The sequence below is a fragment of the Candidatus Campbellbacteria bacterium genome (assembly GCA_016699465.1).
Lineage (GTDB): Bacteria > Patescibacteriota > Minisyncoccia > Phycocordibacterales > EsbW-18 > EsbW-18.
In genome coordinates, this window is the sequence record CP064977.1 from 18,751 (window position 1) to 31,710 (window position 12,960).

Here is a 12,960-nt window from a genome sequence, read left to right on the forward strand (position 1 = left end):
CACCACGAACTCACCCACTCCATACCGTTCTCCTTTCGAGAGGGAAGTTGTTTGGTTTCCTGATATATTCAATCCCTTGCGGGACGAATTTCCAAATTCATAATGTTAAAGTACTTCTGAGATATAGTATATCATAAAGAGTCAAAAAGTCAAGTGGTGCGTATTCAAAAATACGGCTTTGTAAGGCCATATTATGATGATTTGATCACGATGATTTTATGAGATAACTCGGTCATAAAGATTTCATGGGAGGACTCGGCTAAGCGCTCACTCGCCGCCGCCGTTCCTTGTTCCGCTTAGCCATGCTCGCGCGACACCGCCTACTGACGGCGTATCCGCGCTCGCTTTCGAGTCCTCTCTCATCAACAATCAGCATATACAAAACAACACCATTTAAACGGTGTTGTTTTGTATATGTGTGGGCGAGAGAGGACTCGAACCTCCAAGTCTTGCGACACTAGCTCCTAAGGCTAGCGCGTCTACCAATTTCGCCACTCGCCCGTTAAGAATAACAATACTACAAGTCATCACGAGTTACTAAGGATTTTTACGCATTCGCGAAAAAATCCAAAGTACTCGCGATCCCGGCTCGCGGTCGCTGTGCAACAACGCTGCGCCTTGGACCACATATGCAAACAGCCCGCAGGGGCTGTTTGCATATGTGGTCCACCCAGTAGGAATCGGACCTACGACCGTCTCCTTAAGAGGGAGCTGCTCTACCAGCTGAGCTATGGGTGGTGAAGTGAGGCTAAAGCAGAAGCCCCGTTTCTGCTTTACGCCGATCGAGCCATCCATATCGAGAGGGGCGAAGATATGGGTGGTGAAGTGAGGCTAACATAGAAGCCTCATTGCGTCATTGTACCAATAAAAAAGAATTTTTCTAGTGTGGGCCAGGTGGGACTCGGTCACGAATTACAAAGTATTTTTGTAAGAGACTCGACCAAGAACATTTTTACTCGCCGTCGCTCGTAAAAATTTCTCGGTCCTGCTCGCGCGACACCGCCTACTGACGGCGTATCCGCGCTCGCTTTCTCGTCCCATCTTGTACCTACAAAACAAAATCACCGAATGCTTTGCATCCGGTTCTTTGTTTTTGTGGGCCAGGTGGGACTCGAACCCACATCTCATACGAGACACGATCTTAAGTCGTGCGTGTATACCATTCCACCACTGGCCCCTGGTCCGGCTTTCAATTCCTTTACTATAAATTTTCCTGGAGGCACGGGCGGGAATTGAACCCGCGCAATAACGGTTTTGCAGACCGTCGCGTTACCACTTCGCCACCGTGCCACTTCACCCTATTCTAAAGGTTTATTATCATCTGACAATGCCTCAAGTTCAATACGGTTTTTTTCGCCGTAGTCGATTTCAAAATCGAAGAATGGGAGAATGCGTGTTCGTGCACGTTTCTGTGCAAATGCACGAAACTCTTTTCGTTTTCGTTTCAAAAAATCAAGAGCTGTGTCTTCGTACGAATCGGGAAGGACACTGATAAAAATAGTAAGACGTTTTTCATCGGACGACAAAACCGATCGTGTCACAGTAACGAGTGATTGTCGGTTTGATTCGAGATTTATGAAGTCTGCAGCAATATGTGCGAACAATTCTTCTTTTTGTTCTCGGTGTGACATAAATTAACGTGTTACAGATGTGTACGAAATAAGTGTGTCTCCGGATGCGATAGTAACAGATGCGTCAATACGTCCTCCAAATTCGGTGCCAACAGGAACTTGTTTTACTTGGTCGCGATCTTTCTGGAGTCCCACAATACGTCCTGTTCCAATTTCTTCATCGCGACGTACAATCGTAACAGTATCACCAACATGGAATGCGCCTTCATCAACTCGTGCTCCAATAACCTGTTTTGTTTTGACTGCACTGAAAAACTTGAGTACACGTGCTTGTCCTCGAATTTCTTGAACGGTTTCCTTTGGTCGGCGTTCTGCCACAAGTTCGGTGAGCCACTCGGTTAATTTATAGATAATGGTTTCTGTGTGTACTGCCATACCAATACGCTCAGCGCTGAGACGTGCCTCCGTTTCGACGCTTGTATTGAAACCAATAATGACTGTTCGCGCATCTCCGCCGGCACGTTTAATATCGTTTTCTGAAATAGGTCCAACGTCTGCAAGAATAATTTTAAGATCAACTTTTTCTTCCTGGATTTTTGCAATTTCGTGAGCAATGGCATCGAGTGATCCTGACACATCTGCTTTGATGATGACAGGAACGAGTGCGTGTTCGGCGGTGTCGTCTGGTGAAAGTGTGGCACGTGTAGGTATGTCTGCGTGCACAGTGACACTGTTGGCACAGAAATTCTCGGCGTTTTTCTTTGTGTCAAATGTATGCACGTTAATTCCAACTTCAGGCAAAGTGTTCCATCCAATGATGGTGACAGGAGCACACGCTTCTGCGGTTTCTATTTGTTCACCCTTGAAATCGTAAATAGCTCGTACTGGTGAGCAACTTTTTCCAGCGGCTACCGCGGAACCCTTCGAAAGGTGTCCATTTGTGATGATGAATGTTGCGGAGATACCTTTTTGCGCATCTCGGTGTGCTTCAATGACAACGCCTTCTGCAGGACCATCTGGTTGTGTGGTTAATTCCTCAAGTGACGCGACAAGCAAAATCATCTCAAGGAGTTCATTGATACCCGTTCCTTTTTTTGCGCTGATAGGAATGTATGGAGTTGAGCCCCCGTGTCCTTCAAGAAAAATACTGTTTTCGATAAGGTTAGCGACAGTGCGCTCAACATTTGCGTTTGGAGCATCTATTTTATTTATTGCGACAATGTAAGGGATACCGGCGCTTTCAATGGCATGTACGGCTTCTTTTGTTTGTGCTTTGACACCGTCTTCTGCAGAAACAACAAGAATGGCGATGTCGGCAACTGATGCTCCGCGTTGTCGTTGAGCTCTAAATGCCTCATGCCCCGGAGTGTCGATGAATGTAATTTTTTTATGTGTTCCTGTTGCGTCTTTGTGCACTACCTCATACGCGGCGGTGTGTTGTGTAATACCACCGGCCTCTGAAGCGACGATGTTTGTTTTCCTGATGTAGTCAAGCAAGCTTGATTTGCCGTGATCGACGTGACCAAGAACCACAACAATGGGAGGACGCTCTATGCTGTTGTGTTGGTTGGTGGTCATAGGGAAAGAAAAAGCGTCTGGTGACGCAGGTAGAGCATTATACAATGTTTTTATGATATATGAAAGGATGATGGACGTGGTGTATCGGCGTATTATGTGTCTATTCGTATGTCTGAATTACGCACACAAAAATCTCACCACAACGTGTATCTCGATTATGCTGCGGCGACACCGTTGGATGTTCGTGCGCGAGAAGCGATGTCTCCGTATGAAACTGATATATTTGCGAATCCACGCTCGTTACATGCATCTGGTGTGGAAGTGCGACGTGTTGTTGAGTCTGCTCGTTCTCAGGTGGCGGCGTACATTGGGGTGACTGCTGATGAAGTGTATTTTACGCACAGTGGTACTGACGGAAATACTCGTGCAATTGTTGGTGTGACAAATGCATTACAGGATAATGGTATGCAACTCTCGAACATGCATTGTATTGTGGGAAGTATTGAACACTCATCGGTTCGTTCGTGTGCAGAAACACTTTCGCGCCGTGGTATGTCTGTGTCGTATGCGCCGGTAACTCAGGAAGGCATTTTGGATATTGAAAAAACGCTTGCGTTGATACATGACAACACCGTTTTTATTTCACACATGTTGGTGAACAATGAGATCGGAACACTTCAACCAATCACCGAACTTGCTTCACGTGTTCGCGAATTAAATACAACAAGAAAAAATCAGATTATTGTGCACACTGATGCGAGCCAGGCTCCGTTGTGGCTTCCCGTGGTGGTGCCGCAACTTGGTGTTGATTTAATGACACTTGATGCGCATAAAATGTATGGTCCAAAAGGTGTCGGGGCACTCGTTATACGAAATGGTACTCCGTATGCTGGTATCTGTGGCATACTTCACAAAAAAGATACAGACGAAGGCGGTACACCAAATGTTCCCGCAATTGTTGGCTTTGCAGAGGCGTTTCGGGCGTGTGAAGAAAATCGCGTTGAAGCAACGAAACGTGTCACTAAGATTAGAGATTACTGTATTGAACAACTTCGTGCGCGTTTTCCTGAGGCGCGTATCCATGGGAGTGTGACGCAACGTATTGCAAACAATATAAACGTATCTTTTCCAGATAGTGAAGCCGAGTTTCTCGTGACCCAACTTTCACTGTACGGTATTTCTGTTTCTGCAAAGAGCGCGTGTTTATCTGGTGGTGGGGAAGGTTCGTATGTTATTGCGGCACTTGATCCAGAGCGAAAGAATAATGCATTACGCATTACGCTTGGCAAAGAAACGACGCATGAGGATATTGAATACATGATTAGTGTGTTGGTTGATATTCTCTCGTAGGATTCTTGTTGCTGTGTGGATTTTCATTTATACTAAGAGTATCGTTTTCTCTTATTCCAATCCCCAAACCAATCTCTAACTTCCAACTCCTATTATTTTTTATGGATATCGAGCGACTCAACAAAACACAAATCATCCTCTTAGCCCTACTTATGTCGTTTGTGACATCAATTGCCACAGGTATTGCAACAGTGTCGCTTATGGAAAGAGCGCCAACTGATGTGATGCGTGTTATTGATAGAATTGTGGAGAAGCCAATCGAGACTATTGTACCAGGAGCAAAAGAGGTGGTGACGAATACTGTCGTTGTTCAGGAAAGTGAACTTATTGCAAAATCTGTTGAAATGATTCGTCCAAGTGTTGTGCGTGTGTATGAAATAAAGCGTCCAAAGAATGTATTTATAGCGTTTGGTTTTGTTACGGATGAGTCAGGAACCATTGTGTCCAGCACTGCATCATTTGCGCAGAAAAAAACATACGTTGCAGTACGTGATGATGGGGTGTCATTCAAAATGATTGCTCAATCCGTTACTGGAGGAATGACGACTTTTACTCCCGATACCACACAAGAGGGAGGGGTACCGACTGGATTTAAACCAATTTCTCGTATAGCAAGTATCAATGTAAAACTCGGTCAAACTGTCATTGCTTTGAGTGGAAGTGAATCATACACCGTGTCTCCCGGTGTTGTTACTAACATATCTTTACCCGAGGCAGACAATCCGACAGGGATTAGTATGATTAGGACAACTATAGACACCGTCGGAATGGCTGTTGGAACGCCTCTGGTGACGAATAAAGGAGAATTTGTCGGGGTTATATATCCAACTGAATCAGGGCTCTTTAGATCGCTTTTTTAGGTTTTTCGTGGGTTTCAATACTATCGTCTAATGTATGCCCAATGGGTTGACTATAATCAAAATATAGGTTATTATACAAACATATATGCCACCATTTGGTAAATTTACAACAAAAGCAAAAGAGGCAATCAAGCGGGCACACGAGCTCGCCATTGAGCGTGGTCAAAGTAACGTGGGCGTTTTGCATTTATTGACGTCGCTCATTCTCCAAGAGGAAAGTATGGTTGCGTCTATTTTGGATAAACTTGAAGTTGATACTATTGCTCTCACGGATTCACTTCTTGATGCTCTTGAACCATCTGATACAAATCAGACGGTTTCTCCAGCGTACCAAATGTACCTTACTCCGGAGCTTGCAAAAACTCTTGAGCACTCACTCAAGGTTGCAGCATCTCTTTCAGATAAATTTGTTTCTACGGAACACCTCTTTATCAGCGCTATTGATAGTCCGGGTGACGCGCAAGAAATTTTGAATCAATTTAAAGTGCGTCGCGATGCCGTCATGCACGTACTTAAAGAACTTCGTGAAAATCCTGAAACTGCGGAAGGTGGTCCAAAAAAACCACGCGCGATTGCTCGATACACACGAAGTCTTACCGTTCAGGCAAAAGAAAACAAACTTGACCCGGTTATTGGACGTGATAAAGAAATTCAGCGCATTATTCAGATACTCTCTCGTCGCACAAAAAATAATCCGATTCTTATTGGAGAAGCGGGTGTGGGAAAAACTGCTGTGGTTGAAGGACTTGCACAACGTATTGCATCTGGAGATATTCCTGAATCACTTAAAGGTAAAGACCTTGTCTCGCTTGATCTCGGTTCACTGATTGCAGGAACAAAATACCGTGGTGAGTTTGAAGAACGTCTCAAAGCAATTGTAAAAGATATTGAGAATTCAAACGGAAATATCATTTTGTTTATTGATGAGATTCACACTATTGTGGGTGCTGGGGCTGCGGAAGGTGCGATGGATGCATCCAACATGTTGAAACCAGCTCTTGCTCGAGGAGAACTACGTGCCATTGGTGCAACAACATTGAAGGAATACCAAAAACACATTGAAAAAGATCCTGCACTCACACGACGATTTCAACCAGTATTCATTAATGAGCCAAATGAGGAAGATGCGGTTGCTATTTTGCGTGGATTAAAAGAGAAGTATGAACTATTCCACGGAGTAAAGATTACTGACGATGCCATTATTGCGGCAGTCGGTCTCTCAAGTCGATATATTTCTGATCGATTTTTACCTGATAAGGCAGTTGACCTTATTGATGAAGCGTCATCGTCATTGCGTATTTCACTTGAAAACAAGCCGCCAATTCTTGAAGAAACACATAGAAAAATAATGATGCTCGAGATTGAGAAGGAGGCGCTTAAAAGTGAGGCGTCTGGAAAGGGTGAAAAATCGTTGAAAGTAAAAGGACGAATGAAAATTATTGATAAAGAAATTGCCGATCTCAAGGAAACAATTGAAGAGATAGAATTGAAATGGAAAAACGAAAAAGAAACAATTACTGAAATAAAAGAAATCAAAAAACAATTAGAGCGTGCGCGTCTTGATGCTGAAGCTGCTGAAGCAACAGCTGATTTGGCACGTGCCGCAGAAATTCGCTACGGACACATTCCTACACTTGAAAAAGAGTTCGAAACTCGAAGTGCTCGTCTGAAACGACTTCAAAAATCGCGACGTATTCTCAAAGAAGACGTGACTGAACCAGACATTGCTGAAATTGTTTCGCGCTGGACAGGCATTCCTGTATCACGCATGTTGGAAGGAGAGGCACAGAAATTGTTTCGTATGGAAGATGAACTTCGTAAGCGAGTTGTTGGACAAGATACTGCAATTGAAAAAGTATCAAATGCAGTGAAACGTTCACGTGCGGGTATTGCGGATCCAAATCGACCGATTGGTTCGTTTATGTTTCTTGGTCCGACAGGCGTAGGTAAAACCGAATTAGCGAAAGCTCTCGCTGAATTTATGTTTGATGATGAGAAGGCACTTATTCGTGTTGATATGTCAGAGTTTATGGAAAAGCACTCAGTATCGAAAGTTATCGGTGCACCTCCGGGATATGTTGGTCATGAAGAGGGAGGTGCGCTCACTGAGCGTATTCGCCACCGACCATACTCCGTGATTCTCTTTGATGAGATTGAAAAAGCACATCCAGAAGTGTTCAATATTCTATTGCAGGTGTTAGATGATGGACATTTAACCGATGCAAAAGGACGTACGGTAAATTTCAAAAATTCAATTTTGATTATGACGTCTAATATTGGTGCTCAGTATCTCGATCGTATGCATGGTATTGGTTTTGGTTCTAGTGATGAAGATGAACAGTCAAGTAAAAACATTCATGACAAGGTGATGGAAGCGCTTCGTGATCAATTCCGTCCTGAATTTTTGAACCGCCTCGATGAAATGGTTGTTTTCAATGTGCTTTCAAAAGAAGCAATTGGTAACATTGTGTCTATTCAATTGGATATCGTGAAGAAACGTCTTGCTGAAAAAGAGATTACACTCGAGGTTTCTCCTGCAGCTGTTGCGTTTTTGGCAGAGAAGGGATACAACCCGACGTATGGTGCCCGACCGTTGAAGCGTTTGATTCAAGATAAAATCTTGACCCGTGTTGCACAACTCATGGTCTCTCGGGGTATTTTCCAGGGTGGTGTTGTTGCTGTTGATGCGCAAAAACAGGAAAATGGTGAGATAGATATTGTTTTTTCACTCACAAAAAAAGGAACAAGTAAGGTTATCAAATCTCGCACTTCAAAAAAACAACACGAAACGGTTCGAGTGTAGTTTTGCATCCAGTGTTTTTTTGTTGTACTGTATATCTCGTTGCGTCGGTGGCGGAGCGGTCAATCGCACTAGACTGTAAATCTAGCGCCTTCGGGCTACGGAGGTTCGAATCCTCCCCGGCGCACAGAATGAAAAATACACCAGCAATGCCTGGTGTATTTTTCATTCTGATGCTATTGGGAGAGGAGGATTCGAAGGCCGTATCCAGTGAGTAAAATATTCCTGATGCTGTTGAACTATTATTTTTGCCAATACTCAGGAAGCAAGTCTTTTAATTTCATAACTTTATTTTCACTTAAAATAACCTCTGTCTCAGCGTTTCCTTTGTCTACTTGATACATCAATTCACGGCATCTACCACATGGACTAAGAATCCCTTCGGTAGCAACGGCAACAATCTTTTTTATTCTTGTTTCTCCTCCTGTAAGCATATTTCCTATCGCGGTATGTTCTCCACAAACACCTATTCCACAAGGAGCATCTATACTAACACCCCCATAAATATTTCCACTTTCTGTAACTAAAACACTACCAACTTCTCCAGAAACAGCACCGCCATTTAACTTTTTTATACTCACCAATTCTGATGCCTTTTTAATTATTTCTTGATTGGTCATATTTTTATTATAAATAACAAAATCACGTAAAAAGTTTAGTCGAGGGTAAAAAGCGCACCCATGGTCCTCTCCGACTTTTTATTTCCCCAACTCGCTATATTTCACAACAGTATTTTTTCCTCGATTCGTTTTTGCTTCGTACATGGCATGGTCAGCAAATGTAATAAGTTGTTCCAAACTGTCTGCTTGTGAGGAATGTAGGGACGCAACTCCAATACTTGCTGTGAGACAGTGTGAGCCGTGGACACAAGGCGTCTGCTCGATTTTTTTTCTGATTTCTTCTGCTTTAGTAAAAGCAGATTGCTCAGTTGCACCAAGCATGGCAACAACAAACTCTTCGCCGCCAAAGCGCCCAACTGCATCAATGTCGCGCATTTCTTTTTTTAGCAAGGAACTAACCTTTTGTAGAGCCTCATCTCCTGCATCGTGTCCGAGAGTGTCGTTAATTTTTTTAAAATTATCCAAATCAATAAAGATGATTGAGAAGTCGTCAATAGTAACACCTGCACGCTTTTCTTTTCTCGTGTTACTAAATCGAGCTTCATCAAAGAACGCTGAAAATTCTTCATAGATACCACGTCGGTTAAGAATACCGGTCAACTCGTCCTTGTAGACCATGGTTCGTAGTTGGTGGAGCTGAGATCGAAGTTTTTCAACGAGGACATCATCCTCGGACTCGTCAAATGTGATGGAGGCCTCTGTTAGGATTTTTTTCAAATGCCCCATGTCATCAAAAATACGATCTTCATCAAGAATGAGTGTTTTTATGTGCACAAGTGCTTTGTGAAAATCTTGTGCAGAGAGCTTTTTTAGGTCTTCTTTTTCTTCAAACATACCACTAGTATATCGCACTGAACATCAAAAAGTCGACTGTTGCATGGGGACATATCTCGTGCTATTATGCTTCCACTATGTCACAAGATGCATTGGTAAAAATGAAATCGACCAAGTCTGATCACATGTATTGGACTCGTCGCAACAAAAAGAGTAAGGGTGCTCAAAATAAAGAGCGTCTTGAATTTAAGAAATTTGATCCCACACTGAGGGAGCACGTTGCCTATAAACAAGTAAAAAAATAGCCTTCTGGGCTATTTTTTGATTAGGGTGCCTTGTGGTATTGTAATCTCACGGGCGATTAGTTAAATGGTATAACAGTGGTCTCCAAAACCACTATTGGGGGTTCGATTCCCTCATCGCCCGCTGGCTCAAGAAGGAATCGAATGCCGGAGCGCGACAGTGTGAGGTGGGGTCGCAGAAATTTTTGACAAAAAATTATCCGTGACCGATTCCCACATTGCCCACATATGAAGCCTACTCTATGGATTATTATTGGCATCGTGATAGGTGCACTTGCACTGGCTTTTTTTGTGCGTATACCATCTAGTAATCAAAAAAAGGCGGCGATATCAATTGGTAAGACAAACATTAATCTCGAAGTAGCTGACACGGACGTATTAAGAACACAAGGATTGAGTGGTCGCGAATCGCTCGCATCTACCACGGGAATGTTGTTTGTATTTGATGAATCAGATACGTATGGTTTTTGGATGAAAGATATGCGTTTTCCTTTGGATATTATTTGGCTTGATGAACAAGGTGTTGTTGTACATATTGAATATAATGTCGCTCCAGAAACATACCCAAGTGTTCTTACACCAAATGAAAAAGCGCTCTATGTATTAGAAGTGAATGCTGGCGTTGCAAGCGAATTACTTATTGAGAAGGGGACACGGCTCGATATTGTGTTCAAGTAAGCATGTGCACAAAAACCCGCGTGAAGCAGGTTTTTGTGATAACGCTTGTACGTGTAAGCCGAATTCTGTAGTCGTTTTTCGCGACCGACAATCATTTATCTTGCCCCAGTCATTACTGAAGGGGTCTTTGCGGTTCTTCCAGCACACAATTTACCATTATCTCTTTTGTTGTTGCGTAGAGTTTTTTGAAAACCCCTTCGATAGGACAACAATGGTAAATTGTGTGCTGGACACGACCTTGCATGTAGGTAAGGATTTTGCCGTTTCACTTCGATGTTGCCATCGAAATAATCCACAAGGGATTGTTTGTGCGTTGCCACACAAACCGTCACTGCTCGCACCTCTATACTTGCGTATGATGGGCGTTACCCACTACCGTCCTGCTAATCTCACCCACCGAAGATGTTTGCACATTTAAGCGCCCCGTTGTAACTTTAAGAAATTACAGGGCCCCGCCTTCACACTAAAGTGTTTCGGCGGGATGCTCAATTGTTGCAACTACCTTCGGTAGGCAAAATTGGCACATGTTCGGACTTTCCTCACTCTGTGAAAGAACACAGGCGCGATTGCCCTGTACAAGCAGGAGAAGTATACCCAGCACTAAATGTTTTGCAAGCCCAACACTAAATTTTAGTGTTGGGCAAGTCCACAATTACCCCGTATTTTATGTTTAGTGCTGGGTATACGTGTAATTTTAAACAAAAGCAAGCCTAGAGCACAACCTTGTTTTAGTGACTCTTTCATACGAACCTGCTATCATTTGTAGTGCATATAGATTGTTATGATACAAAGGTTTTTTGCACTTTTCTCAACAAAGATAGAAAGTCTCCATAATGCGGCGTACGTCATCGCTTTTTTTGCTCTTACATCACAACTATTAGGTCTCATACGAGATCGGCTATTGGCACACACGTTTGGCGCGAGTGCATCCCTCGATGTGTACTATGCATCTTTTAGGATTCCCGATGTTATATTTGCGTCAATTGCCTCATTTGTGTCTTTGTTTGTCCTCATTCCGTTTCTTACTAAAAGATTGGAAACAGATCGGAGGGATGCGCGTCAGTTTCTTTCTGAAGTGACGACAGTATTTACGCTTTTCATGGTTGGTAGTAGTGCCATACTATGGTTTCTCGTTCCTTCACTCTCACATTTTTTGTATCCAGGATTTTCTATCAATGAATTGCACGTTCTTGTTTCACTCACGCGGATACTCTTGTTGTCACCAATTCTTCTTGGGTTGTCCAATATTGTTGCAAGCGTGACGCAGGTAACAAAAAAGTTTTTTGTATATGCTCTTTCACCCATTTTGTATAACGCCGGCATTATCGTTGGTGTTGTTGTTTTTTATCCACTCTTTGGTATGTCAGGGTTAACATACGGAGTTGTCTTGGGTGCTCTCTTACATCTCGGTATTCAAATTCCAACACTCATCACTGAACGACTTGTTCCGCAAATAACAACATCCATTGTGTGGTCAGATATTGCATCGTTGGTATATGTTTCTATACCGAGAACGATGGCGCTCGCATTTGATCAAATTATTTTAATGATACTTATTGGTATAGCGTCACGGTTTCCTGCGGGTTCTATTACGGTATTCACGTTTGCCCTTAATGTGAATTTAGCTCCGCTTACCATTATTGGTGTTTCGTATTCTGTGGCGGCGTTTCCTACGTTGGTACATCTTTTTTCAAGTGGAAAGAAGGATGTGTTTGTTGAACACCTATTAACCGCAGTTCGACATATTCTTTTTTGGTCGTTACCAGCAACAATGTTATTTATTGTGCTTCGAGCACACATTGTTCGACTCCTTTTTGGATCGGGAGCTTTTGATTGGTCGGCAACGCGTTTGACCGCAGCTGCAATGGCAATGCTCGTGGTGTCACTTACAGCACACTGCATCGTGCTTCTCTTTGTGCGTGGATATTATGCTGCGGGAAAGACGGCGCGACCGTTTTGGGTGAATGTATCGACATCAGCTCTGACCCTCTGTGCTTCCTATGGAAGTGTTGTCTTGTATCAACACGTTGATTGGGTGCGTTATTTTATTGAGTCACTCTTTCGTGTTGATGATGTGCCGGGCACTATTGTTATTATGCTTTCGCTTGGATATAGCGTTGGGATGATAGCAAATGCCATTGGGTACGTGCTTCTTTTTAGAAAAGATTTTGGCGGACATTTACCTGAGTCTGTATATAGAACGTTTTGGCAAAGTTTTGCCGCCTCGGTTATTGCTGGTGCCAGTGCGTACATTACGCTTAGGGTATTGGAGCCGTTCGTGCACCTCGATTCGTTTATGGGTGTTTTGTCGCAGGGTATGAGTGCAGCCTTCGTTGGATTTGGTATTTATATTGTCATACTTGTTGGGCTACATAACCAAGAAGTTGCCGAGATGTGGCACACGCTTCACGCGAAGTTCTGGCGCGAGAAAACAATTATTCCAAACCCTGAGGAACTGTAGCTCCTTTCACAAGTTTGTTTTTCTGG

Annotated in this window: 10 protein-coding genes and 6 tRNA genes; 8 read left to right on the forward strand and 8 right to left on the reverse strand. The window is 43.2% G+C overall.

The features are described from left to right. Nucleotides 1–419 precede the first annotated feature (419 nt). The 6 genes from IPJ70_00100 to IPJ70_00125 all read right to left on the reverse strand — a co-directional run bounded on the left by IPJ70_00100 (nucleotide 420) and on the right by IPJ70_00125 (nucleotide 3,149). Nucleotides 420–501 (reverse strand) — tRNA-Leu (locus IPJ70_00100). Between the two features lie 161 nt (nucleotides 502–662). Continuing rightward, a tRNA-Lys gene (locus IPJ70_00105) sits at nucleotides 663–738 on the reverse strand. A gap of 358 nt (nucleotides 739–1,096) precedes the next feature. Next, nucleotides 1,097–1,177 (reverse strand) — tRNA-Leu (locus tag IPJ70_00110). A 37-nt stretch (nucleotides 1,178–1,214) separates the two neighbouring features. After that, nucleotides 1,215–1,290: transfer RNA gene (locus IPJ70_00115), tRNA-Cys, on the reverse strand. Nucleotides 1,291–1,298: 8 nt separating this feature from the next. After that, the gene (locus IPJ70_00120) at nucleotides 1,299–1,631 is read right to left on the reverse strand and encodes a hypothetical protein (GenBank protein ID QQR82517.1); all 333 of its coding nucleotides are present in this window, start codon (nucleotides 1,629–1,631) and stop codon (nucleotides 1,299–1,301) included. Between the two features lie 3 nt (nucleotides 1,632–1,634). Beyond that, a complete protein-coding gene (locus IPJ70_00125) occupies nucleotides 1,635–3,149 on the reverse strand; it encodes a GTP-binding protein (protein QQR82518.1) in 1,515 nt (504 codons plus the stop codon). Between the two features lie 108 nt (nucleotides 3,150–3,257). On the opposite strand from IPJ70_00125, the gene IPJ70_00130 reads away from it, so the two are divergent. The 4 genes from IPJ70_00130 (at nucleotide 3,258) to IPJ70_00145 (ending at nucleotide 8,226) form a co-directional block, all read left to right on the forward strand. Then, entirely contained in the window at nucleotides 3,258–4,439 is a 1,182-nt protein-coding gene (locus IPJ70_00130) for a cysteine desulfurase (protein ID QQR82519.1), read from the forward strand. A gap of 101 nt (nucleotides 4,440–4,540) precedes the next feature. Next, entirely contained in the window at nucleotides 4,541–5,299 is a 759-nt protein-coding gene (locus IPJ70_00135) for a hypothetical protein (GenBank protein ID QQR82520.1), read from the forward strand. An 85-nt stretch (nucleotides 5,300–5,384) separates the two neighbouring features. Further along, entirely contained in the window at nucleotides 5,385–8,102 is a 2,718-nt protein-coding gene (locus IPJ70_00140; GenBank protein QQR82521.1) for an AAA family ATPase, read from the forward strand. Nucleotides 8,103–8,143: 41 nt separating this feature from the next. Continuing rightward, a tRNA-Tyr gene (locus tag IPJ70_00145) sits at nucleotides 8,144–8,226 on the forward strand. 115 nt (nucleotides 8,227–8,341) lie between these two features. Here IPJ70_00145 and IPJ70_00150 read toward each other — a convergent pair. Beyond that, nucleotides 8,342–8,719: a cytidine deaminase gene (locus IPJ70_00150; GenBank protein ID QQR82522.1), complete on the reverse strand. Its 378-nt coding sequence runs from the start codon at nucleotides 8,717–8,719 to the stop codon at nucleotides 8,342–8,344. 78 nt (nucleotides 8,720–8,797) lie between these two features. Next, entirely contained in the window at nucleotides 8,798–9,553 is a 756-nt protein-coding gene (locus tag IPJ70_00155; GenBank protein ID QQR82523.1) for a GGDEF domain-containing protein, read from the reverse strand. A gap of 77 nt (nucleotides 9,554–9,630) precedes the next feature. Between IPJ70_00155 and rpmG the strand changes: the two genes are divergently transcribed. The 4 genes from rpmG to IPJ70_00175 all read left to right on the forward strand — a co-directional run bounded on the left by rpmG (nucleotide 9,631) and on the right by IPJ70_00175 (nucleotide 12,934). Further along, nucleotides 9,631–9,798, forward strand: a complete 168-nt coding sequence (rpmG, locus tag IPJ70_00160; GenBank protein QQR82524.1) for a 50S ribosomal protein L33 — start codon at nucleotides 9,631–9,633, stop codon at nucleotides 9,796–9,798. Nucleotides 9,799–9,848: 50 nt separating this feature from the next. After that, nucleotides 9,849–9,919, forward strand: a tRNA-Trp gene (locus IPJ70_00165). Nucleotides 9,920–10,023: 104 nt separating this feature from the next. After that, on the forward strand, nucleotides 10,024–10,473 hold the full coding sequence (locus IPJ70_00170) for a DUF192 domain-containing protein (GenBank protein ID QQR82525.1): 450 nt from the start codon (nucleotides 10,024–10,026) through the stop codon (nucleotides 10,471–10,473). Nucleotides 10,474–11,254: 781 nt separating this feature from the next. Further along, nucleotides 11,255–12,934 (forward strand): hypothetical protein, encoded by a 1,680-nt coding sequence (locus tag IPJ70_00175; GenBank protein ID QQR82526.1) that lies wholly within the window; start codon nucleotides 11,255–11,257, stop codon nucleotides 12,932–12,934. The last annotated feature ends 26 nt before the right edge of the window (nucleotides 12,935–12,960 follow it).